We start from the raw sequence: 18,736 nt of genomic DNA, 5'->3' as shown, positions 1-18,736 counted from the left end.
GACAAATGAGCGCGCGCCCCGCGCTGTAAACGCTTTTGCAACGCGCGCCCCGATTTACAGCGCGAAGCTCCAGGCAGCAAACCCCGCACGTCCTTATCCGCCGCTGGACTTCGAAAGTACAGTCCGCCCCGCCTCCAGACAGCGGCGTCCACCCAGCGTCCGGGAAGGAGCCGCCTTCCACCGGAGGCAGGAGCGTTGCGCGCATGGGTTCGGGTTTCCGCAGGCAGACCGTCCGGGGCAAGGAGGCCACGAAGCATGTCCTCTTCTCACACCAGGGCACGGACTACCTCGTCGTCTGGCGGATGGGCTCCACCCCGAACGGGCTGGAGCACTACCTGGTCCGTCCGCGCAGCCACGGGCACGTGGGCGAGCCCCTGGAGGCGGAGCTGTTGCCGCACGGAGCGCCCGCCCCGGCACACCAACGGCTGGAGGAGCAGGTGCGGATGGCCTCGCGGCTCGTGCACCCGGCCATCGAGCGCGTCCTCGGACTGCACACGGCGGGGGACGAGACGTTCCTCCTCAAGGAGCATGTGGATGGCTGCTCCCTGGGGACGGTCATCAGCTTCAGTGTGCTGCGGGAAGACCGGTGGATGTCCGAGCCCTTCTGCCTCTACGTCGCCGGTGCGGTGGCCGAGGCGCTGCACCACCTCCACGCCGCGACGGATGAGGAAGGCCAGCCGCTGGGGCTCGTCCACCGCGCGCTCAACCCCTGTGGGATTCGTATCGGGTGGGAGGGAACGGTGAAGCTGGGAGACTTCGCATCGGCGTATTCACTGCTGCCCCAGCGGGTACCGACCCCCGGGGGGCTGCTGCGGGGCGAGCTCGAGTACGCCGCGCCGGAGCGCCTGGCACATCTCCGCACGGCCGTGCCGGACGCCCGCTGGGATGTCTTCTCGCTGGGCCTGGTGTTGCTGGAGGCGCTGACCGGAAACTGCCTCTATGGGCTGACCTCCTTGCAGGCAGCGGCCGGCCTGCCGGCGAGGCGCACCCTCCCACGGAGCACGGTGCGCGCGGAGCGGCCGAGCTGGGCCAGGCCCGAACACCTGAAGGCACTGGCCGCGGCCTTGCGTCCCGAGCACGTGGAAGAGGCCCTCCAGGGGGTGTCGGCGCCTGTGAAGCGCCTCGTCCACAAGGCGCTGCGCGTCAACCCCGACGAGAGGTACGCGACCGCAGCGGAGTTGCGGGACGACCTCCAGGAGAACCTCCGAGCCTCGCGAGAACAGCCTTATGGAGCGCGCATGGCCGCGATGGAGCTTCTCATGGCCCGGACCGAGGCGGCGGGCTCGCCCCGAAGGCAGGGAGCCTCGCTGATGGAGCGGGGCATCTTCCCGGAGGACGTGCCCGGGTATTCGTGAAGGCTGGAGGACATTCCCCCTGCCCACTCTTCATCGCCCGGGAGCCGGCTCTGTTCATTGGTGCTCGTGCCAGCGGCCTACCGGCGTCACGAACCCGCCCCCCGCCTTATCTCCGGGAAGCGCGCCCTTCCGGCGTGCATCCCGATGCTTCGAGATCCCGACGTCCCCAGCGATGACCCGGCGGAGGTCCTCGCCGAGGTGGCCCGGCGCCTGGGCCTGCGCTACTCGCGAACCCACGTGCGAGAGGTCCTCGCGCGCCATGCGCAACCGGGCACCCTGTTGGCCCTGGCGCAGGAGGCTCCCGCGCTGGGGCTGGACGTCACGGCCGGCCAGGGAGACCTGGAGACCCTCGATGCCCTGGATGCGGACGAGCTGCCCGCCATCCTCCACTTCCAGTCCGGACCCCAGGGGGGCTTCGGCCTGCTCGAAGCGGTCATCCCGCCTTCCGAGGACACGCCGGGCGGCTTCCGCATCTGGGACAGCCGGCGGGGCAGCCGGGAGATGGATCGGGACACGCTCTCGGCCCTCTGGTCGGGCGTCGTGGTCTTCCTGGAGTACGGCGGCGAGGGCGAGCCCGAGCCGGGCTATCTCCGTCACCGCGCGCGGGAGCTGCTCCTCCGGGAGTGGAAGCTGAAGACGGCCCTCGCCGGCCCGTCCGCCTCGCCCTGGATGCGTGGGGCCCTGGCCGCGCTGGTGGGCGTGCTGCTCGTGCTGGCCGTGCTCGCCCAACCTTCCGGGCTCCGGCTGCCCACCGCGCTGCTGGCCCTGCTCTGTGGAGTGGGACTCACGGCGTCCCTGGCGGCGCTCTCGTGGACCCGAGGTGGCAAGGCCTCGCGCCTGTGCGGAGGTGGTGGACCGCTGGACTGCGAGAGCGTGCTGCTCTCCGCCTGGGCGAGTCCCGCCGGAGTGCCACTGGCCGGGCTGGGCACCGCCTTCTTCGGAGCCCTGTTGCTGGTGCTGTGCACCGCTCCGCTCGGCGGAGGCCCCGTGCAGGCGTGGCTCACGGGAGCGGCCTTCCTCCCCACCCTGCCCCTCTCCCTGCTCCTGGTCGTGGCGCAGGTGCGGATGCGGCGCTTCTGCACGCTCTGCATGATGGTGCACGCGGTGGACCTTGGCGGCGCGGCCGTCTTCCTCCTGGGAGTCCTGCCGCACGGGCCCACACCGCCTCCGGGGCTGCTCCCCGCCGCGCTGTTGCTGGTGCTCCTGCTCGGGCTGGTGCTGTCCTCGGCGGTGCCCCTGCTCTCCCGGGGCGGCGAGGGCGAGTCCCTCCTCCGCGAGCACACGCGCCTGCTGCGCTCTCCGCTGGCGACGCTCGCCCAGCTCTCCCAGGAGCCACGGCTGAACCTGGACGGAGAAGCCCTCGGTCCCCGGCTGGGAGAGCCGGACGCACCGCACGTGCTCGTCGTCCTGGCGCACCCCGCATGCAGCCACTGCGGCCCCGTCCTCGAGGAGCTGGAGGCGCTGGTGACTCGGCGGGGAACGCAGGTGCGCGCACACGTGGCACTCGCGCCCATGGATCCAGATGACCCGGGAGACCAGGCGGCATGCGAGGCGCTCGCGGCGGCCGGCGTGGCCTGGGGAGGCGAGGTCTTCCTCCAGCTCTTCCGCGCGGCGAAACGGGACTCCGCGCGCCTGCGGAACGCCGGGGATCCCCTGGCCCTCGTGGCGGCCGATGCCGGACAGGAAGCCGGAACACTCAGGGCCGTACGGGAGAGCGCCCGGGACCGGGTGCGCGCGGCCGCGGCGCTCAAGCAGCGCCATGCCCGGGGCCTGCCCACGCTCTTCCTCGATGGCCGCCGCTGCGAGGCGCCGCTGGCCCATGTCGCCGTGTGGCTCGACCCACCTGCCCTGCTCGACACCCTCACGCCCCGGGCCTCCTCCAGCGAGCCCCACCACGACGGAGCACACGCACCATGACGACCCGCTCACCCGCCCGGCCCGTGCTCTTCGTGGGCTCCCGCGACGACGCTCACATCTCCGAGCTGGCGCGCCGGGTCGAGCAGGAGGGAGTCGAGGCCCTCGTGGTGGACACCCTCACCTTCCCGCAGGAGACGCGCCTGTCGCTGACGGAGGGCCTCGACGGCATCATCCTGGATGGGCGGCGGCTCGAGCGGCCCGGGTCCATCTACCTGCGCAGCTACCACGCCCATCCGCTCACCTTCGGCGTGGACGCGCGGGAGGCGATGGACGACGACTGGCGCACCACGCTCGTGGCCTTCCGGGAGAAGACCACGCTGCTGCGCGGGCTGGTGGGGCGCTGGGAGGCCATGGGTGTGCCGCTCTACAACCCGCTCGCCTCGGACTGGCGCACGCCCAAGCCGGTGCAGCTCGCGCTCCTGGCGGACGCGGGGCTGCCGGTGCCAGAGACACTCTGGACGAATGATCCGGAGGCGGTACGCCGGTTCGCCGCGGGCCGGCGCGTGGCCTACAAGCCCGTCGAGGGGGGCGCGGCCACGCTGGAGCTGGGGCCCGAGGATCTCACCGGCGCACGGCTGGAGGCGCTGGAAGCCGCGCCCGTCACCTTCCAGGAGTTGATGCCCGGCGAGGACGTGCGCGTCTACGTGCTCGACGGGGAGATCATCGCCAGCCTGCGCATCATCTCGCGCGCGCTCGACTTCCGGCAGAACGAGGAGCGCATCGAGTCCTTCGAGCTGCCACCCGAGGTGGCGCGCCAGTGCCTCCGGGCCGCGGAGGTGGTGGGGCTGCGCTGGACGGGGATGGACCTCAAGCGCGACGCACGGGGCACGCTGCGCTTCCTCGAGCTCAACGCCTCGCCCATGTTCCTCGGCTTCGACGCGCGCGCGGGCACGGACCTCCTCGGACAGCTGGCGAGGGCGCTCGTGCGAGCCGCGCGCATTCCCATTCCCTGAGCCCACGAGCGGCCGAGCGCCCGTGCCCGAGGCAGGCGGGCAATCGGGCACGGAATGGCTTCTCGGCTCTCCTGGACTGGGCTCTCTCCGGGAGTCGTTCTCTCGAATGCAGGTTCATCGAGCGCCTGCGGCACGTGGGATGGACCCGCGCGCCACCGAAGCCTGGAGAGACGACCATGGAGCCGAAGAAGGAGAAGAAGGTCAAGAAGATCAAGGAGCTCTTCGTGCAGGACCTCGCTCGCATCGAGGGTGGCGCCGGGGCGGAGAAGGGCCCGAAGTGCCCGGACATCACCACCTACGCGTGTGGCGAAGAGCCCGTGGGCTGTCTGGCCTGCTGAGCATCGCCGTTGAATCCGGGCAGAGGCCGGTGGGGCTCCCCCACCGCCCTGCCGTCCGGCCCCGCGGTCCGTTATCGCCACAACCCGGCGAGCACCGTGCGTGAGGCCACGAGCACGAGCGCGCCGAGCACCAGCGCGATCAGCACCAGCAGCACGAGGAGCCGCCCGGAGCGTGGACGCATGACGGTGCGCAGCTCCTCGGTGAGTGTCAGGTCGTCCTCGTCCTCCTCACGCGGGTGCATCCTTCAACCCTCCATCTGATTCTCCACGAGCGCGCGGTAGCGCCCGCCCTCGCGAGCCAGCAGCTCCTCGTGGGTGCCCTGCTCCACCACGCGCCCGCGCTCCAGCACGACGATGAGGTCCGCGCGGCGGATGGTGGAGAGCCGGTGCGCCACCACCACCACGGTGCGGCCGGCCACCTCGCGCTGGAGCGACTCGGTGATGGCGCGCTCGGTGGTGGCATCCAGGTGGCTCGTCGCCTCGTCGAGGAAGAGCACGCGGGGATCCCGGTAGATGGCGCGCGCGAGCTGCAGCCGCTGCTCCTCGCCGCCGGAGAGCCGGATGCCGGACTCGCCGATGCGCGTATCCAGCCCCTTGGGCAACGCGAGCAGGTCATCCAGGCACGCGGTGCGAGCGGCGTGCATCAACCGCTCCGGGTGGGGCCGCTCGTCGCCGAGGGAGATGTTCTCCGCGAGCGTGCCATCGAAGATGTCCGTCTTCTGGAAGACGTAGGCCACCGAGCGGCGCAGGCCAGAGGGAGGCAGCGACTCCAGGGGAGCGCCGTCGTAGAGGATGCGGCCCTGCTGGGGGCGGTAGAGGCCGTGCAGCAGGTGGGCGAGCGTCGTCTTCCCGGCGCCGGAGCGGCCGACGATGGCGGTCATCTTCCCCGCGGGCAGGGTGAAGCTCACGTCGTCGAGGATGGGAGGCTCGTGGGGAGAGCCATAGCGGAAGGTGACGTGCTCGAGCCGGATCTCCGGAGCGTGGGCGAGCCCCGGAGCCTGGGTGCCGGGAGCCTCGAGCGACTCCGGCTCGGCCTCGTAGACGACCTCCACGCGGCGCAGGGAGAGGGCCACGTCCTGCAGCTCGTGCACGAAGGTGACGAGGTTCTGCAGGGGGTTGAGCACCAGGGCGAGGATGGCGAGGGTGGCGACGAGCTGGCCGATGGACATGCGCCCCTGGAGGACGAGCCAGGCCTCGTAGAGGAGGATGCCCAGGTACATGGCCTGGTTGATGAAGAGGGTGCCGCCCTGGTGGAGGGTGTCGAGCAACCAGAGGCGGCGGCAGGCGGCGAAGTCACGGGCCTGGAGCCGCTCCCAGGAGGCGCGCATCTGCTGCTCGGCGCTGGCGGCCTTGAGGGTCTGGATGCCTCCGAGCATCTGAAGCTCCAGGCGGCTGGCCTCGGCGCCCACGCGGAAGCGCTCGGCGTCCAGACGGCCGCGGCGAGGCAGCAGCACCAGCGTCCAGGCCGCGTAGAGCACGGCACCGCCGAGGAAGAGGGCGAAGACGGTGGTGTCGTAGAGCAGGAGCACCCCGGAGTAGCCCACCAGCATCACCAGGTCGAGCAGCACGGAGGAGGCGGCGCCCTGGAGGATGCGGCGGATGCGTTGGTGGTCCTCGATGCGTTTGAGCAGGTCGCCCCGGTGGCGCCGGGCGAAGAAGGACAGGGGCAGCGACAGCAACCGCTTCCAGAAGCGGGTGAGCAGCAGCATCGAGTAGCTGCCGGAGAGCAGGAAGAGGGCGGCGCCCCGGGCGGCGGTGACGGCCACCTGCGCGGCCAGCAGGACGCCCAGGCCCACGCCGATGGCGGTGAGCAGCGGCACGTCGCGTCCGCCCACGGCCTTGTCCACCAGCCCCTGGACGAGGAACGGCTGCGCCAGCGCCAGTCCCTGGAGCAGAAGCGTGGCGAGGACGATCTGCGCCAGCAGCGCGCGGTAGCGCAGCATCCCGTGGACGAAGCGGCGCAGCGCGGTGGGGCGGCGCGCGGGAGCATCGGACACGGCCCGGGGCTGGAAGAGGGCCTCGGTGGGCTCGAGCAGCAGGAGGATGCCGTTCCAGTGCGAGGCCAGCTCGGCGCGAGGAATGCGCCGCAGACCCATGGCGGGGTCCCCCACCACGGCGTTGCGCGCATTCACCTCATAGAGGACGACGAAGTGGTTGCCCTCCCAGTGGGCGATGGCGGGCAGCAGGGCCTGGCCCTCCTCGTCCTCGAGGTCGGCCGCGTCCTCCACGTGGACACCGCGGGCCCGGAAGCCGAGCTGCTCGGCCGCCCGGGCGATGTCCAACAGGGTGGAGCCCGGGGCACGCACATACGCGAGCTCGCGCAGCAGGGCCTGGGCCTGCTCCGAGCCGTGGTAGGCGGAGAGCATCTCCAGACAGGCCGGGCCACAGTCCGCCTCCTCGACCTGACGGCGGAGCGGATAGCGGCGGCGGCGCCGGGAGAAGGCGGCGAGCCGGGTGCGGAGGCGCGGGGCGGAAGTGGCTAGCACGGCCCCTCGGATGGATGGACCCACGCACGTGACATGGGGCAGACCATGGGGAGGGGCGGACTGCCTCGCAAGGAGCGCCTGGTCCGCTGGCCGCCGGGCCGGGGACCCAGCGGGCCCCGGACACGGCGGAGGACTTCGGGACTACTTCCCCTTCATCACGCCGATGAAGGGCAGGTTGCGGTAGCGCTCGGCGTAGTCGAGCCCGTAGCCCACGACGAAGACGTCGTCGATGACGAAGCCCTTGTAGTCGATGGGCACCTGGGTGCGGGCGCGCGAGGGCTTCTCCAGCAGCGAGCACACCTTCACGGACGCCGGGTGCCGGGCCTTCAGGTTCTCCAGCAGGAAGCTCATGGTGAGCCCGGTGTCGATGATGTCCTCGATGACGAGCAGGTGCTTGCCCGCCATGGGCTTGCTCACGTCGGTGGTGATGCGCACCTCGCCCGTCGTCTCGGTGCCGCCCTGGTACGAGGACACCCCGAGGAACTCGATCGTCAGCGGCAGGTCCACGTAACGCGCCAGGTCCATGGCGAAGAACGCCGAGCCCTTGAGCACGCAGATGAACGTCAGCTCCTTGCCCTGGTAGTCGCGGGTGATCTGCTCACCCAGCTCGCGCACGCGCGCCTGGAGCTTCTTCTCGTCGATGTGGACGCCGACATCCTTCTCGTAGAAAGCCACGGTCCTACCTCTACACGTACGCGTTGTTCATGATCTCCCCGAAGCCGCCGCCACCGGGGACGATGTATTGCCGGTCATCCAGCCCCCGCTCCTTCTCCCACAGCTCGCCGGGCACCGTGCCGAACACCTCCGGCGGTGACAGCCCGCGGTCCAGGCGCAGCGCGTACACCACCACATCCGGATGCTCGCGGGAAATCCTCCGCAGGAACTCGGGGGTGACGATCAGGTTGAGGCTGAGGATTCGCCGGGGCGTGCCGGGGACCTTCTCCTTGTACATGCTCACCGCGGTGCTCAGGCTGCCGCCGGTGGCGCCCATCGGGTCCGGGAAGAGGACGATGGCGTCGTCGATGTCCCCGCCAATCTTGGCCCCGCCGATGTTCGACCCCACCACGTGCTCCTTGGCGTCGATCATCCGGCTCATGATGATGTGATCCTGGCGCACCAGCACCGGGTCCACCGTGGTGTTGAGCAGATCGTACGTCACCTGCGAGGGCAGCGTGCCGGCGCGGGCGATGTTCACCGTCACCGCGCGCACCGCCGGGTCGATGACCTCGCCCTGGTACATGCCCTGGGGCGTGTGGTCGATCATCCGGGTGGGCATGGCCACCATCTTGCGGGGGAACTCCGCGTTGATGACCGTCTTCACCAGGTCCGTGTAGAGCAGCGCCACCAGCCGGTTGATCTCCGGCTGCACCGTGCCCTTGCTGCACAGCTTCGCCAGCTGCGAGAGCAGGAAGGGGTTGCCCACCAGGTGCACGTTGGGGCCATACCGGTGGGGCATCTCGCTCAACTGGAAGGGGACATTGGCGTAGAGGGTGTCACGCATGGCCGGACCTCTGGAGCGTCAGTCGGGGCTTCAGTGTTCGAACAAATCGAGCGTCTGGGGAGGCGTGGCCTCGGTGGGCTCGGCCCGGTGGCACTTGCGGCAGCGGGCCTCGTAGGCCCCGGCGGCGCCCACCACCACGCGCTCTCCACTATCCACCAGACGCTGCGAGCGGTTGGCCGGATTCCCACACACCACGCAGATGGCCAGTTGCTTCGTCACGTACTCGGCGATGGCCAGCAGCTGCGGCATCGGCTCGAAGGGGCGGCCCTGGTAGTCCTGGTCCAGCCCCGCGACGACCACGCGGATGCCCCGGTTGGCCAGCGCCTCGCACACCGCCACCACCTCGGTGCCGAAGAACTGCACCTCGTCGATGCCCACCACCTGCGTCTTGGGGCCCAGATGGTGGAAAATTTCTTCAGCCCGTTCAATCGGGATGGACGTCAATTTCAACTGGGAGTGGCTGACCACCTGGGTCTCGTCGTAGCGGTTGTCCAGTCGGGGCTTGAACACCTGGACGACCTGCTTGCCGTAGACGGCGCGCTTGATGCGGCGGATCAACTCCTCCGTCTTGCCCGAGAACATCGAGCCGCAGATGACCTCTATCCACCCGATGTCATTGGGAAATTGTTGCACGCGGAGGACTCGTCGGCAGGCGGTGCGGGAGCGCGGGTCTCCTCTGTCACGCCCCTCCTGGCACGTCAACTTTCGAAATCCGCCCGGGCTTCCCGCACCAGGCCTCCCGGGGCCCCTCCACGTTGGCAAGCATCTTGAAGAACCCCGTCGCGGATTCCAACGGGGAGGTCCGGGTGGCGGCGACGACGCAGGCATCGCGGTGGTCGGGTATCGAGGGGGCTTCGTTCCACATCACTCCGGCGGCGGTCCTGCTGCTGGTGCTCAACCTGCTGGACGGGCTCTTCACCCTCACCTTTTTACAGCTGGAGGTGGCCGAGGAGCTCAACCCGCTGATGCGCGTGGCCTACGAGCACTCGCCCCTGGCCTTCATGGCCATCAAGGTCACCATCGTGAGCCTCGGACTCACGCTCCTGTGCCTGCACCGCTCCATGCGGCTGAGCCAGCGGGCCATCCAGGCGGGGGCCGCCCTCTACATCGTCATCGACGTCTACCACCTCGCGTTCCTGGCCCACATGTGTCATCGGGGCATCGGTTGACGCACAAGAAGCCCCGCAAGACTTGCTTTTCCGGCCCGGTCCGATTCAGGCTCCCCTCCAGCGCGTACCTCGAGGGTCTGTGGGGGGACCATGAACATCACCGACGTCAAGGTGTACCCGGTCGACGAAGATAAGCTGAAGGCCTACGTGACCATCACGCTGGATCACTGTTTCGTGATCCGGGATTTGAAGGTGATTCACGGAGCGTCCGGCTTGTTCATCGCCATGCCGGCCAAGCGCCGCAAGGACGGGACGTACAAGGACATCGCCCATCCGCTCAACGCGGACACGCGCAACCAGATGGAGCGGACCATCCTCCAGGAGTACGAGCGGCAGCAGCACACGGGGGGCGGGGTACCGAGCCCCTTCCTGGCCGCCGCGGGCGACCACGACTGAGCACCCGTCCGGGCAAGCACGTGGAAGGTACTTCCCTTCCGCCACGGGGCGCGTTAGTAGCGCGCCCATGCAGCAGCCCCGCGACTTCAAGGTGTTCACCGGGAGCTCCAACCCGGGTCTGGCCCATCGCATCTGCGACTATCTCAAGCGCCCTCTGGGAAAGGCCTCGGTGGGCCGCTTCTCGGACGGAGAGATCCACGTGGAGATCGGCGAGAACGTGCGCGGTCTGGACGTCTTCATCGTCCAGTCCACGTGCCCGCCGACGAACGACAACCTGATGGAGCTGCTCATCATCTGCGACGCCCTCAAGCGGGCGAGCGCCGGCTCCATCAACGCCGTCATCCCGTACTACGGGTATGCCCGGCAGGACCGGAAGGTGGCGCCGCGCACGCCCATCACCGCCAAGCTGGTGGCGGATCTGCTGGAGGTGGCCGGGGCCACGCGCGTGGTGTCCATGGACATGCACGCCGGGCAGATCCAGGGCTTCTTCAACATCCCCTCGGATCACCTCTACGCCTCGCCGGTCTTCCTGGATGATCTGCGCAAGAAGTTCCCGGACACCCAGGACATGGTCATCGTGTCGCCGGACGCGGGCGGCGTGGAGCGGGCGCGCGCCTACTCCAAGCGGCTCAACTGCGGCCTGGCCATCATCGACAAGCGCCGGCCGCGGCCCAACTCCTCCGAGGTGATGAACCTCATTGGAGACGTCAACGGCAAGGACGCCATCCTGGTGGACGACATGGTGGACACCGCCGGCACGCTCACCCAGGCGGCCGCCGCCCTCAAGGAGCGGGGCGCTCGCCGGGTGGTGGCCTACGCCGTCCACCCCATCCTCTCCGGGCCCGCCATCCAGCGCATCCAGGACTCGGTGCTGGAGGAGCTCGTCATGACGGACACGGTCCCCCTCTCGCCCGCCGCCCAGGCCTGCGGCAAGCTGAAGATCATCACCACCGAGCGGCTCTTCGGTGAGGCCATCGCGCGCATCCACCGCGCCGACTCGCTCAGCTCCCTCTTCGTCTAGGCGAAGAAGGGCCCTCCTGTCCGCCGGGCGGCTTGACTCCGGCCGCCCGCGCTGGCATGTCGCACCCACACCACGTTGGCCCTTCGCTTCCGGAAGGCGCCGTCTCGGGGCCCGCCACGGGGGCGGGATGCCAGAGGCGCCAGGGTCCAGCGCGGTCACACCGCAGTCCCCATAAAAGAGGAAATCCATGTCCATCGACAAGAGCACGCTCGAGGTGAAGGCGCGTGAGGGCTCCGGCAAGGGCGCCGCCCGCCGTCTGCGCAGCCAGGGCCTGGTGCCCGCCGTCGTCTACGGCAAGCACCTGGAGAAGCCCCTGAGCGTCGCCGTCGACCCCAAGGCCGTGCGCGCCGCCATCAACACCCCGCACAAGCTCAACACCCTCATCACCCTCAAGGGCGTGGGCGCCGACCAGCAGGTCCTCTTCAAGGACTATCAGCGGGATCCGGTCACCCGCGACATCCTACACGTGGACTTCATCGCCGTGCGTGAGGACGAGCAGGTGAAGGTGAACGTGCCGCTGATCCTCATCGGCAAGGCCGAGGGCGTGGCCGATGGCGGTCTGCTCTCCCAGGTCCGCCGTGAGATCGAGGTCTACGCCATGCCGCGCTCCATCCCCGAGAAGATCGAGGTGGACGTGACGCCGCTGAAGATCGCCATGGCCATGCACATCAACGATGTGAAGCTGCCCGAGGGCGTGGTGGTGAAGTCGAACGTCAACTACACCATCGCCGTCGTGAGCGCGCCCGAGGGTGCGGCCGAGGCGGCTCCCGCGGCGGCGGCTGCTGCGGCTCCCGCGGCTGCTGCGGCCAAGCCCGCGGCCGGTGCGGCGGCCAAGCCCGCGGCCGGCGCGAAGAAGTAGTCTCTTCGTCCTGCCGTACTCGCGGGGTCAGCCCACTGGGGCTGGCCCCGTCTGTTTTTCGGAGTCACCGCCATGAAGATCATCTGTGGACTGGGCAATCCCGGGCGCGAGTACGAGCGCCACCGTCACAACATCGGCTTCATGGTGGTGGAGGCGATGCTGGGGCGAGCGCGCGCCGAGCTCAACCACGAGAAGTTCCAGGCCCGGGTGGGCCAGGGCTCCCTGGGCGGCGAGAAGGTCCTCTTCCTGGAGCCGCAGACGTACATGAACCTGTCCGGCCGCTCGGTGGCCGAGGCGGCGCGCTTCTACAAGGTGGCGGTGGAGGACATCCTCGTCATCCACGACGAGTTGGATCTGCCCTTCGGGCGGCTGCAGCTCAAGGCGGGCGGGGGCAGCGGGGGCCACAACGGGCTGAAGAGCACCGTCTCCAGCCTGGGGGCGGACGGCTTCATCCGCCTGCGCCTCGGCATCGGCAAGCCCCAGGGGCCCAACGCCAAGGAGCGGGTGGCCGGCTACGTCCTGTCCAATTTCGATGACGGGGAGCGCCGGCAGCTGGAGGACCTGATCGCCCTGGCGGCGGACGCGGCCGATACCTGGGTGCGCGACGGGTTGGCCACGGCCATGAACCGGTACAACAAGCGGGCGCCTTGACTCGGGGTCCTCCCCCCCGTAGAAGGCCCCTTCCCCGCTGGCCGGAAGCTTCTGCCGGGTGGGTCTGTTCTTTTCCATCATCCCGGGTGCGCGAGCCTCCGGGACGTAACGCGAGGGAGACGGGCGCGTGGTTTTCCCGTTCCCGGCGGACGGTCCCCCTTGGACCGGCTGACCGTTTCCCCGCTCCTCGGACCTCCGGGGGGCACTCAACCCCAAGGGGAGAGAAACATGGCTGAGACGCAGGCCGCCAAGCGGCTTCGTGAGTACGAGACCATCTTCCTGGTCAAGCCGGACCTCACCGACGACAACGTGGACAAGCTCAAGGAGCGCGTCCGTGGCATCGTCGGCCGTGAGGGCGGCAAGGTCCTCCGCTTCACGGTGTGGGGCAAGAAGAAGACGGCCTTCCCCATCGCCAAGCAGCCCCGCGCCATCTACGTGCACGCCAGCTACCTGGGCGGCACGGGTCTGGTGGCCGAGCTCGAGCGCAACCTCCGCAACTACGACGAGGTCACGCGCTTCCTGTCCACCAAGCTGGCGGACGAGGTGGATCCCGAGTCCCGTCCGGTGCTCGAGGATCTGAAGCTGGCCGGTGACGTCGAGGAGACCCGTCCGGGCGCTCCCGCGGGCGTCGAGCGCGCCGCGGTGGTGGACGATGTCGCCGAGACCGAGGAGGAGGGCACCGAGGAGGCCTAGTGCCCCCGAGGTCGTCTTCTACGGATCCATTCCAGAGAAGAGGAAACACTCATGATTGGCAACGACAGGAACGCTTCCCGCGGCGGTGGTGACCGGGACCGCGGTGGTGACAGGGACCGGGGCGGTGACCGCGGTGACCGCGGCGGCGCCGGGGGTGATGACGAGAAGCGCGGTGGCCGCGGCTTTGGCCGCAAGAAGGTCTGCCGCTTCTGCGCCGAGAAGAACTCCAAGGTCGACTTCAAGGATCAGCCGACCCTGAAGTACTTCGTCACCGAGCGCGGCAAGATCATCCCCCGCCGCATCTCCGGCAACTGCGCCAAGCACCAGCGCGAGATCGCCACGGCCATCAAGCGCGCCCGCGGTCTGGCGCTGCTCCCCTACAACGCGATGGTCGGCTGACAGCCGCACCTCACGCACCAACGGAGACATCACATGAAGGTCATTCTTCGTGAGGACGTCGCGAACCTGGGCAAGTCCGGTGATCTCGTGACGGTCAAGGACGGCTTCGGCCGCAACTACCTGCTGCCGCGCAAGATGGCGGTGCTGGCCACCGAGCAGAACGTGCGCCAGCTCGAGCACGAGCGCTCGGTCATCTCGGCGCGCAACGCCAAGCTGAAGGGCGCGGCCGAGGAGCAGGCCAAGAAGATCGGCGCGGTCAAGGCCGTCATCCGCCGCAAGGTGGGAGAGCAGGACAAGCTGTACGGCTCCGTCACCGCGCTGGACATCGCCGAGGCGCTCGCCTCGCAGGGCCAGACGGTGGATCGCCGTCACATCCACCTGCCCGAGCCCATCAAGGCCACGGGTCAGTACGAGGTGGAGCTGCGGCTGCACCGTGACGTGGTGGCCAAGATCAAGGTCGAGGTCGCCGCCGAGGCCTGAGCCTCCATCCCCTCTCCCCCCGGGAGAGGGTCGGGGTGAGGGTAACCGTCACCGTCTTCAGTACCTGTGAAGACAAGGGCCGTCCGGGAGTCAACCCCCGGGCGGCCCTTTCGTTTGCGGGAGGAAGCCGGTCCCGGGGCCCCAGGCATGTCAGAGGCCGCGATCAGGCTGCTGCTACATCCTCGTAGCGGAGCCTGTAGACTGGCCGGGCATCCATGGACAACATCCTCGACATTCGGACGGGCGGGCGCAGGTCTCACGAGGACCTCGCCGCCGAGCGCGCGGTGCTGGGCGCCGTGCTCGCGGACAACACCATCGTCGACAGCCTGGCGGAGGTCGTTCATCAGGACGACTTCGCCAGTCCGGCACACGCGCAGATCTTCGCGGCGATGATCAAGCTGGCCGGCTCCTCGCGGCAGGTGGACCACCTGACGCTGGCCGAGGAGCTGAAGGTACTCGGGCAGCTGGCGGCGGTGGGCGGCCCGGCCTACCTGATGAGCCTGGACCAGGTGGTGCCCGTGCCGGGCAACGCCGTCCAGTACGCGAAGATCGTCAAGGACCAGGCCCTCCGGCGGAGGCTGGCGAACGCGGGGCGGGAGATCCAGGAGCTCGCCAGCCAGGAAACGGGCGAGCTGGACGCGCTGCTGGACGAGGCCGAGCGCAAGGTCTTCCTCCTGGCCGAGAAGAAGCGCGTGGGAGATCTGCGGCCCGTCAGCGAGCTGATGGAGCACACGCTGGACCTCCTGGACAAGATGAAGACCGCGACGACGGGCATCACCGGCCTGTCCACGGGCTACGTCGACCTGGACAACCAGCTCACGGGCCTGCACGGCGGCGAGCTCATCATCCTCGCGGCGCGCCCCGGCGTCGGAAAGACGTCCTTCGCGATGAACATCGCCACGCACGTGGGCCTGGCGGAGGACCCCAAGGCGGCGGCCATCTTCAGCCTGGAAATGCCCGCGGACCAGCTGCTGATGCGTCTGCTGGCCTCGAGCGCGCGCGTGGACATGAAGAAGCTGCGCGGCGGCCGGCTCACCCCGCATGACGAGGAGAAGTTCCAGGAGATGGCGGGCAAGCTCTACAACGCCCCCATCTACATCGACGACTCGGGTGGTCTGTCCCCCTTCGACCTGCGCGCCAAGGCGCGGCGGCTCAAGCAGCGAGACCCGCGCCTGTCGCTGATCATCATCGACTACCTCCAGCTGATGCACCAGAAGGGCAAGGTGGAGAGCCGCCAGCTGGAAATCTCCGAGATCTCCCGAAGCCTCAAGCAGCTGGCCAAGGAGCTGGAGGTGCCCATCATCGCGCTCTCGCAGCTCAGCCGTAAGGTGGAGGAGCGCAAGGGCGGCAAGCCGATGCTCTCGGACCTCCGTGAATCGGGCGCCATCGAGCAGGACGCCGACGTGGTGATGTTCATCCACCGCGAGGATCAGGGCGAGGGGGGTGAAGGCGGCGAGGTCCAGCGCACCAGCTCGGCCATCCCCGTGCAGCTCGTCATCGCCAAGCAGCGTAACGGCCCCATCGGGGACATCGACCTGGTGTTCCTCGCCGAGTACACGCGCTTCGAGAGCCGGGCGCGCGTCGAGTAGCGCTCACACCACGAACACGGCCCGCACGCGCCTGCGTCCCTTCTCCAGCTGTCTCACGAGGGACTCGGGCGTGTCGCCGGACTCGCTCCAGGCGTCGATCTCCTCCAGCTCCCAGTCCTCGAAGAGGCCCGCCCCGGAGAAGCCGGGGATGAAGCCCTCGCGCATGGCCTGCTGCACGCCGCGCAGCGGCCCGACGACGACCACGTCTCCGAAGCCGAAGAAGCGCATCGGCGTGCCGGTCGGCTCCAGCGCCGCGTTGAGCAGCGCCAGCAGCGCGTTGATGTTGAAGAAGCCCGAGAAGTCATGGAACGTGACGCTGTACCGCCGCCCACCGTGCCGCAGGCGCAGCGTGTACCGGTTGTCCGTTCCGCTTCCCTGCTGGTCGGCGTCCTCCGGCGGGGCGTGCTCCTCCCCTTCCGGATCCGGCTCTCCTGGCAGCACCTGCGTGAACCGCGCTCCGTCCAGCAGCGGCGCCACCAGCCTCGCGAGATCCAACACCAGCTGCCCATGGTTGACCGGGTACTCGCCCGCCTCCGGCTCGAAGCCGTAACCGCGCCCCAGTCTCATGAAGGTCTCGTCCCAGTACTCGGGCCTGTCGTCCTCGGGTATCCAGGCATCGGGCGGAATCTGGAGTAGCTCGCGCAGCCGGTGCTCGTTCTGGATGGCCATGTCTCCTCTCCGTGCTAGGGATCTCCTGTGTCCCATACCGGTCTGACAGTGGTTGCACGGATGTCCTGACTGGAGGCGACTCAGTCCCGGCCGGTGCGCAGGTAGCGCGTCACGTAGGACTTCGCCCGCCGGGCCGCGGCCGTGGGGGTCCTGCCCCTCCCCAGCTCCACCGCCAGGGCCGAGGCCAGCCGGCACCCCGTTCCCCGGCGCTCGGGCGCGCGCTCCAGCCGCTCCCCTTCCAGCAGCACCTCCCGGTCCGGCAGGCCCAGCACGTCCACCGCCCCCGTGTCCCGGTGCCCGCCCTTCACCAGCACCGCGCCGAAGCCGTGGGCCACCAGCGCCCTCCCCGCCTCGCGCGCCTCCTCCACCGAGCGCACCTCGCCCCCGCCGAGCAGCCACGCCGCCTCGTCCAGGTTCGGGGTGAGCACCACCTTCGGCCCCGCCAGGCCCAGGTAGTGCCGCCGCGTCAGCTTCGAGAGCGGCTCGCCCCGCGACGTCCGCACCACCGGGTCCACCACCCACCACGCGTCCACGCCGTCGAGCGCCTCGCGCAGCGCCTCCAGCAGCGCCGGTCCGGGCACCTGCCCCAGCTTCACCGCGTGCAGCGGCCCCAGCTCGAGCGCCGCCTTCACCTGCGCGCCCAGCACCCGCGCCGGCGTGGGCTGGTACAGGAACGTCCCCCGGCCCTGCGCCGTCTGCGCCGAGGGCACGGCCACCGGGGCGCCACCGAGCGCCCGCACCGCGGCCACGTCCGCCAGCAGTCCCGCGCGGCCCGTGGGCTCGTGGCCCGCGCACAGCAGCACGCGCGGCGCTCCGCTCACCGCCGGTGCTCTCGCGCCTTCTGGATGAACAGCCGGTACACCCCCACGTGCACCGGCACCGTGTGGAGCATCAGCTCCGGGTGCCACTGCACGCCCAGCGCGAAGCCGTACTGGGTGGACTCGATGGCCTCCACCACCCCGTCCGGCGACACCGCGCTCACCACCACCTGCGCGCCCATCCGCTGCGCCGCCTGGTGGTGCGTGGAGTTCACCATCAGCTGGCCCTTGCCGAGCGCCTCCGCCAGCAGCGTCCCGTCCCGCACGTCCACCGGGTGCTGCGGGTGCGTCCGGTCGTGCTTCTGCTCGTGCTCGTGCGCGCCCTTCACCTCGCGGCCGATGTCCTGGTGCAGCGTGCCGCCCAGCACCACGTTGAGCAGCTGCATGCCCCCGCAGATGCCCAGCACCGGCATGTTCCGCTTGAGCGCCCCGCGCATCAGCGCCGACTCGAAGGCCGTGCGCGACAGCTTCAGCGGCCCCATGCCCTCGCGCGCCGTCTCGCCGTACGCCTCGGGCGGGATGTCGAAGGCCCCACCCGTCACGAGCAGCCCGGAGATGCGATCCAGGTACGCGTCCACGCACGCCAGCTCGTCCGAGTACGGCAGCACGAAGGGCAGGCCCCCCGCGCGCAGCACCGCGTCCGCGTAGGGCACCTTCAACTCGTAGTACGGGAACTGCGAGTCCGGCCGGCTGGCGCTGAAGTCCGGGGTGATGCCGATGTTGGGCCGGCGCGGTGCCTGGCCATGGCCATGAGGTTTCATACGTCTCCGCCCACGAGGCTAGCCCCCTGGGCGCCCCTGTCAAAAGCAGCGGACAGGCGCCGGACACGCTCGGCGATGTCCCCGGCGAGCAGGGCATCCGAGGCCACCGCTCCACCGTGTGCCCCCGTGGCGGCCAGGCCAGCGATGTTCTCCAGCTTCACCCCGCCAATCCCCACCACCGGCAGGGGACTGGCGCGCACCACCGCGGCGAAGCCCTCCAGCCCCAGCACTGGCGCGTTCACCTGCTTGGTCGTGGTGCCGAAGACCGGGCCCAGGCCCACGTAGTCCGCTCCGGCCGCCCGCGCCGCCTTCGCGTCCTCCACGCCTCGCACCGTCACCCCCACCAGCCCCTCCGGGCCCAGCAGCGCCCTCGCCTCCTCCGCCGGCAGATCCTCATCTCCCACATGTACCCCGTGCGCTCCCGACAGCAGCGCCAGGTCCACCCGGTCGTTCACCAGGCACACCGCTCCCGCGCGCCGGCAGGCCGCCACCACCTCGCGCGCCGCCGCCAGGGCCTCCCGCAGGGGCGTCCGCTTCATCCGCAGCTGCACCACCCTCGCCCCTCCGGCGAGCAGACCGGCCGCCTTCTCCCTCAGCGGCAGCTCGGGGCGCACGGTGTCGTCACAGAGGACATAGAGGCCTCGGGGAAGGGACGGACGGGCGGGGGCGTTCATCGGCTCC

Annotated in this window: 22 protein-coding genes; 13 read left to right on the top strand and 9 right to left on the bottom strand. The window is 69.9% G+C overall.

Features of this window, described 5'->3' with window-relative positions:
- Window positions 1–203 precede the first annotated feature (203 nt).
- The 4 genes from AC16DP_RS00415 (at window position 204) to AC16DP_RS00400 (ending at window position 4,563) form a co-directional block, all read left to right on the top strand.
- Window positions 204–1,355, top strand: a complete 1,152-nt coding sequence (locus AC16DP_RS00415; protein WP_329727620.1) for a serine/threonine protein kinase — start codon at window positions 204–206, stop codon at window positions 1,353–1,355.
- Window positions 1,356–1,499: 144 nt separating this feature from the next.
- Complete coding sequence (locus AC16DP_RS00410; protein WP_329727619.1) at window positions 1,500–3,272, top strand: vitamin K epoxide reductase family protein; 1,773 nt, start codon at window positions 1,500–1,502, stop codon at window positions 3,270–3,272.
- Window positions 3,269–4,225, top strand: a complete 957-nt coding sequence (locus AC16DP_RS00405; protein WP_329727618.1) for an ATP-grasp domain-containing protein — start codon at window positions 3,269–3,271, stop codon at window positions 4,223–4,225. The genes AC16DP_RS00410 and AC16DP_RS00405 overlap by 4 nt, the downstream gene beginning before the upstream one ends.
- 176 nt (window positions 4,226–4,401) lie before the next feature.
- Window positions 4,402–4,563: a hypothetical protein gene (locus AC16DP_RS00400; protein ID WP_329727617.1), complete on the top strand. Its 162-nt coding sequence runs from the start codon at window positions 4,402–4,404 to the stop codon at window positions 4,561–4,563.
- A gap of 71 nt (window positions 4,564–4,634) precedes the next feature.
- Here the strand turns inward: AC16DP_RS00400 and AC16DP_RS00395 are convergent, their stop codons facing one another.
- From AC16DP_RS00395 to AC16DP_RS00375, 5 genes are all read right to left on the bottom strand, one after another.
- Complete coding sequence (locus AC16DP_RS00395) at window positions 4,635–4,805, bottom strand: hypothetical protein (RefSeq protein ID WP_329727616.1); 171 nt, start codon at window positions 4,803–4,805, stop codon at window positions 4,635–4,637.
- Between the two features lie 3 nt (window positions 4,806–4,808).
- Window positions 4,809–7,049: a peptidase domain-containing ABC transporter gene (locus tag AC16DP_RS00390; protein ID WP_329727615.1), complete on the bottom strand. Its 2,241-nt coding sequence runs from the start codon at window positions 7,047–7,049 to the stop codon at window positions 4,809–4,811.
- A gap of 141 nt (window positions 7,050–7,190) precedes the next feature.
- A complete protein-coding gene (gene hpt, locus AC16DP_RS00385) occupies window positions 7,191–7,724 on the bottom strand; it encodes a hypoxanthine phosphoribosyltransferase (protein ID WP_329727614.1) in 534 nt (177 codons plus the stop codon).
- Window positions 7,725–7,734: 10 nt separating this feature from the next.
- The gene (locus tag AC16DP_RS00380) at window positions 7,735–8,550 is read right to left on the bottom strand and encodes a uracil phosphoribosyltransferase (RefSeq protein WP_329727613.1); all 816 of its coding nucleotides are present in this window, start codon (window positions 8,548–8,550) and stop codon (window positions 7,735–7,737) included.
- A 30-nt stretch (window positions 8,551–8,580) separates the two neighbouring features.
- The gene (locus tag AC16DP_RS00375) at window positions 8,581–9,183 is read right to left on the bottom strand and encodes a thymidine kinase (protein WP_329727612.1); all 603 of its coding nucleotides are present in this window, start codon (window positions 9,181–9,183) and stop codon (window positions 8,581–8,583) included.
- A gap of 134 nt (window positions 9,184–9,317) precedes the next feature.
- Between AC16DP_RS00375 and AC16DP_RS00370 the strand changes: the two genes are divergently transcribed.
- The 9 genes from AC16DP_RS00370 (at window position 9,318) to dnaB (ending at window position 15,807) form a co-directional block, all read left to right on the top strand.
- The gene (locus tag AC16DP_RS00370) at window positions 9,318–9,719 is read left to right on the top strand and encodes a DUF5658 family protein (RefSeq protein ID WP_414640693.1); all 402 of its coding nucleotides are present in this window, start codon (window positions 9,318–9,320) and stop codon (window positions 9,717–9,719) included.
- 90 nt (window positions 9,720–9,809) lie between these two features.
- Window positions 9,810–10,115 (top strand): septation regulator SpoVG, encoded by a 306-nt coding sequence (gene spoVG / locus AC16DP_RS00365; RefSeq protein ID WP_329727611.1) that lies wholly within the window; start codon window positions 9,810–9,812, stop codon window positions 10,113–10,115.
- 67 nt (window positions 10,116–10,182) lie between these two features.
- Window positions 10,183–11,136: a ribose-phosphate pyrophosphokinase gene (locus AC16DP_RS00360; RefSeq protein ID WP_047856544.1), complete on the top strand. Its 954-nt coding sequence runs from the start codon at window positions 10,183–10,185 to the stop codon at window positions 11,134–11,136.
- A gap of 193 nt (window positions 11,137–11,329) precedes the next feature.
- Window positions 11,330–11,995 carry a 50S ribosomal protein L25/general stress protein Ctc gene (locus tag AC16DP_RS00355; protein WP_414640696.1) on the top strand — a complete coding sequence of 222 codons (666 nt, stop codon included), beginning with the start codon at window positions 11,330–11,332 and terminating at the stop codon, window positions 11,993–11,995.
- Between the two features lie 72 nt (window positions 11,996–12,067).
- A complete protein-coding gene (pth, locus tag AC16DP_RS00350) occupies window positions 12,068–12,646 on the top strand; it encodes an aminoacyl-tRNA hydrolase (protein ID WP_329727609.1) in 579 nt (192 codons plus the stop codon).
- Window positions 12,647–12,874: 228 nt separating this feature from the next.
- The gene (rpsF, locus tag AC16DP_RS00345) at window positions 12,875–13,339 is read left to right on the top strand and encodes a 30S ribosomal protein S6 (protein WP_047856541.1); all 465 of its coding nucleotides are present in this window, start codon (window positions 12,875–12,877) and stop codon (window positions 13,337–13,339) included.
- 51 nt (window positions 13,340–13,390) lie between these two features.
- Window positions 13,391–13,738 carry a 30S ribosomal protein S18 gene (gene rpsR, locus AC16DP_RS00340; RefSeq protein ID WP_116120511.1) on the top strand — a complete coding sequence of 116 codons (348 nt, stop codon included), beginning with the start codon at window positions 13,391–13,393 and terminating at the stop codon, window positions 13,736–13,738.
- 33 nt (window positions 13,739–13,771) lie between these two features.
- Complete coding sequence (rplI, locus tag AC16DP_RS00335; protein WP_329727608.1) at window positions 13,772–14,218, top strand: 50S ribosomal protein L9; 447 nt, start codon at window positions 13,772–13,774, stop codon at window positions 14,216–14,218.
- Window positions 14,219–14,433: 215 nt separating this feature from the next.
- On the top strand, window positions 14,434–15,807 hold the full coding sequence (dnaB, locus tag AC16DP_RS00330; RefSeq protein ID WP_329727607.1) for a replicative DNA helicase: 1,374 nt from the start codon (window positions 14,434–14,436) through the stop codon (window positions 15,805–15,807).
- A gap of 3 nt (window positions 15,808–15,810) precedes the next feature.
- Here the strand turns inward: dnaB and AC16DP_RS00325 are convergent, their stop codons facing one another.
- The 4 genes from AC16DP_RS00325 to thiE form a co-directional block, all read right to left on the bottom strand.
- Window positions 15,811–16,476: a hypothetical protein gene (locus AC16DP_RS00325; RefSeq protein WP_329727606.1), complete on the bottom strand. Its 666-nt coding sequence runs from the start codon at window positions 16,474–16,476 to the stop codon at window positions 15,811–15,813.
- 80 nt (window positions 16,477–16,556) lie between these two features.
- Window positions 16,557–17,297 carry a bifunctional hydroxymethylpyrimidine kinase/phosphomethylpyrimidine kinase gene (thiD, locus tag AC16DP_RS00320; RefSeq protein ID WP_329727605.1) on the bottom strand — a complete coding sequence of 247 codons (741 nt, stop codon included), beginning with the start codon at window positions 17,295–17,297 and terminating at the stop codon, window positions 16,557–16,559.
- On the bottom strand, window positions 17,294–18,055 hold the full coding sequence (locus AC16DP_RS00315) for a gamma-glutamyl-gamma-aminobutyrate hydrolase family protein (protein WP_329727604.1): 762 nt from the start codon (window positions 18,053–18,055) through the stop codon (window positions 17,294–17,296). Before AC16DP_RS00315 ends, thiD begins: the two co-directional genes overlap by 4 nt.
- Window positions 18,052–18,729, bottom strand: a complete 678-nt coding sequence (thiE, locus tag AC16DP_RS00310) for a thiamine phosphate synthase (protein ID WP_329727603.1) — start codon at window positions 18,727–18,729, stop codon at window positions 18,052–18,054. The genes AC16DP_RS00315 and thiE overlap by 4 nt, the downstream gene beginning before the upstream one ends.
- Window positions 18,730–18,736 lie beyond the last annotated feature (7 nt).

Source organism: Archangium sp., from assembly GCF_057119385.1.
The sequence above is the reverse complement of the archived record's forward strand: the minus strand, read 5'-3'. Positions and strand labels throughout refer to the sequence as shown.

Coding starts and splice junctions, on each gene's coding strand:
- rpsF (WP_047856541.1), top strand. CDS start 12,875: ATGGCTGAGACGCAGGCCGCCAAGCGGCTTCGTGAGTACGAGACCATC.
- AC16DP_RS00415 (WP_329727620.1), top strand. CDS start 204: ATGGGTTCGGGTTTCCGCAGGCAGACCGTCCGGGGCAAGGAGGCCACG.
- AC16DP_RS00315 (WP_329727604.1), bottom strand. CDS start 18,055: ATGAAACCTCATGGCCATGGCCAGGCACCGCGCCGGCCCAACATCGGC.
- AC16DP_RS00400 (WP_329727617.1), top strand. CDS start 4,402: ATGGAGCCGAAGAAGGAGAAGAAGGTCAAGAAGATCAAGGAGCTCTTC.
- spoVG (WP_329727611.1), top strand. CDS start 9,810: ATGAACATCACCGACGTCAAGGTGTACCCGGTCGACGAAGATAAGCTG.
- AC16DP_RS00325 (WP_329727606.1), bottom strand. CDS start 16,476: ATGGCCATCCAGAACGAGCACCGGCTGCGCGAGCTACTCCAGATTCCG.
- AC16DP_RS00405 (WP_329727618.1), top strand. CDS start 3,269: ATGACGACCCGCTCACCCGCCCGGCCCGTGCTCTTCGTGGGCTCCCGC.
- AC16DP_RS00360 (WP_047856544.1), top strand. CDS start 10,183: ATGCAGCAGCCCCGCGACTTCAAGGTGTTCACCGGGAGCTCCAACCCG.
- AC16DP_RS00380 (WP_329727613.1), bottom strand. CDS start 8,550: ATGCGTGACACCCTCTACGCCAATGTCCCCTTCCAGTTGAGCGAGATG.
- pth (WP_329727609.1), top strand. CDS start 12,068: ATGAAGATCATCTGTGGACTGGGCAATCCCGGGCGCGAGTACGAGCGC.
- dnaB (WP_329727607.1), top strand. CDS start 14,434: ATGGACAACATCCTCGACATTCGGACGGGCGGGCGCAGGTCTCACGAG.
- rpsR (WP_116120511.1), top strand. CDS start 13,391: ATGATTGGCAACGACAGGAACGCTTCCCGCGGCGGTGGTGACCGGGAC.
- thiE (WP_329727603.1), bottom strand. CDS start 18,729: ATGAACGCCCCCGCCCGTCCGTCCCTTCCCCGAGGCCTCTATGTCCTC.
- AC16DP_RS00410 (WP_329727619.1), top strand. CDS start 1,500: ATGCTTCGAGATCCCGACGTCCCCAGCGATGACCCGGCGGAGGTCCTC.
- AC16DP_RS00395 (WP_329727616.1), bottom strand. CDS start 4,805: ATGCACCCGCGTGAGGAGGACGAGGACGACCTGACACTCACCGAGGAG.
- rplI (WP_329727608.1), top strand. CDS start 13,772: ATGAAGGTCATTCTTCGTGAGGACGTCGCGAACCTGGGCAAGTCCGGT.